The sequence below is a fragment of the Terriglobales bacterium genome (genome assembly GCA_035624475.1).
In the GTDB taxonomy this organism is placed as follows: domain Bacteria; phylum Acidobacteriota; class Terriglobia; order Terriglobales; family Acidobacteriaceae; genus DASPRL01.
Genome location: DASPRL010000129.1, coordinates 1 through 2,058, shown reverse-complemented (window position 1 = coordinate 2,058; position 2,058 = coordinate 1). Strand labels below are relative to the sequence as shown.

Below are 2,058 nucleotides of genomic sequence, written 5' to 3'. Positions count from 1 at the left end.
GCCGATGAAGAACGACAGCCGAAAGGGCAAGGCCGAAGAGATCGGCGACGCCCTCCGAGAATCGGTCGATTTCAAGAGCAAGCACCTCGACCCGAGCAAGATCGAGCGCAAGAAGCTCATGCGGGAGATCATGCGGCGGGGGAGCTTGCGAGATTTTATCGCTGCACTACGGGCCTATGGGATAACAGAAGACAGCAAGTTTGGGCAGGAGCTTATCGCTGAGTACCGGAAGATCTACGGCCTCTAGACGCGATGCGGCGCAGTTCGGCGTCGGCGCGGCGCCGCTGCTCCGGCGTCATCCGCTTCACCCGTTCCTCCACCGCAGACATGACCCTTCCCAGGAGACGCTCGGACGCCTTCTCCGTGCTGGCGTGGTTGCGCTTGGGCGTGCGTACCGGTGTTGCCATGGTCCTTAGTCCCCTCCGGTTTGGTTAGATGATACTACGCCCTGACGGGAAGCCCTGGGTGAAATCAGGCCTACTGCGTCCCGCCTGCTACACTACCCCTCCCATGATCACCGGCTATGCCACGCCTGAGGGCACCGCGCGCTACCGCGAGCGCTTTCCCGCACTGCGCGATGCCGGGCACTTCCGCCATGCCGAGGGCGTCCCCGGAGCGGGCGAGCTATGGCTCTCCTCCCTCGGGCTAGGCACCTACCTGGGCGAGCCCACCGCCGCCTACGACGCCGGCTACACCGCCGCCGCCCACGCCGCGCTCTCGGGCGGCATCAACCTGCTCGACACCGCCATCAACTACCGCCACCAACGCTCGGAGCGCAACCTGGGCGCCGCCCTGGCGAACCTCCTCTCCACCAGCGAGCTGCAGCGCGATGAAGTCGTGGTCTGCACCAAGGCCGGCTACCTCTGCTTCGACGGCGACATGCCCGCCGATCCCCGTGCCTACTTCATGAAGGAATACGTCGAGCCCGGCATCGTCGATCCCAAGGAAGTCGCCGGGGGCATGCACTCGATGGCGCCACGCTACCTGGCCGACCAGCTCGAGCGCTCGCGCAAGAACCTCGGCCTGGAGACCCTGGACGTCTTCTACCTGCACAATCCCGAGTCGCAGCTCGACCACGTCGCGCCCACGGTCTTCGTCCAGCGGCTGAAAGAGGCCTTCGCCGCGCTGGAAGAGGCGGTAGCGGCGGGCAAGATCCGCTGGTACGGCACCGCCACCTGGAACGCCTTCCGCGTGCCACCGGGGCAGCGCGGCTCCATGCCCCTGGCCGCGGTGGTGGAGGTGGCCCGCGAGGCCGGCGGCGACCAGCACCACTTCCGCTTCATCCAGTTGCCCTTCAACCTGGGGATGCCCGAGGCCTACGCCTTCGCCAACCAGCACCTGGAGGAAGAGGCGCACTCCGCGCTGGAGGTGGCGGCGCGCTCGGGGATCGCGGTAGTGGGGAGCGCCACGCTGCATCAGGGTCAACTCGCCCACGACCTGCCGGAGTTCATCGGCCAGCGCCTGGGGATGTCGAGCGACGCCGGGAATGCCATCCAGTTCGCGCGCTCGGCGCCCGGGATCGTGAGCGCGCTCATCGGCATGAGCCGCCCTGAGCACGTGGCCGCGAACCTGCAGGTAGCGGCGCACCCGCTCGCCCCGCGCGCGGAGTGGGAGAAGCTCTTCCTGAGGAAGTAGCGCCGGCGTCCCGCCGGCTGTCGTGCGAGCATCCTGCCCGCACCCCGTCCGGCGCCCAAGGGCGTCATCCTGAGGCGCTTCAGCGCCGAAGGATCTCGCGGGTAGCATCGCAAGGTCTGCCGGCCGTGCCCCCGACATCCCAGGCGAGATCCTTCGCGGCCTGAAGGCCACTCAGGATGACGCCATCAGAGGTTGGGGGCGGGGAAACCGCGTCTACTGCTTGGCCAGTTCCGCCAGGCGGTCGCCGGCCATCTGGGCGGCCGGACTCTTGGGGTCGTCCTTCTGGATCTGCTCGTAGAGGCGCTTGGCCTCCAGCGGCTGCTGGGGCGCGTAGACCGCCGCCAACTCCAGTTGCGCCACGTTATTGGGAACGGCGCTGGTGGGCCGCTCGATCAGTTCCTTGTAGAGGGTGATGGCGTCCTT

At 67.6% G+C, this 2,058-nt stretch carries 3 protein-coding genes; 2 read left to right on the top strand and 1 reads right to left on the bottom strand.

What is annotated here, in order from left to right:
• Both VEG08_05615 and VEG08_05610 read left to right on the top strand, forming a co-directional pair.
• Positions 1–247 (top strand): hypothetical protein (locus tag VEG08_05615; GenBank protein HXZ27463.1); only part of this gene is annotated, 247 nt, incomplete at its 5' end.
• Positions 248–465: 218 nt separating this feature from the next.
• On the top strand, positions 466–1,635 hold the full coding sequence (locus VEG08_05610) for an aldo/keto reductase (GenBank protein HXZ27462.1): 1,170 nt from the start codon (positions 466–468) through the stop codon (positions 1,633–1,635).
• Between the two features lie 213 nt (positions 1,636–1,848).
• On the opposite strand, the gene VEG08_05605 is transcribed toward VEG08_05610, so the two are convergent.
• The coding region (locus VEG08_05605) for a coatomer subunit epsilon (GenBank protein HXZ27461.1) at positions 1,849–2,058 on the bottom strand (210 nt) is incomplete at its 5' end.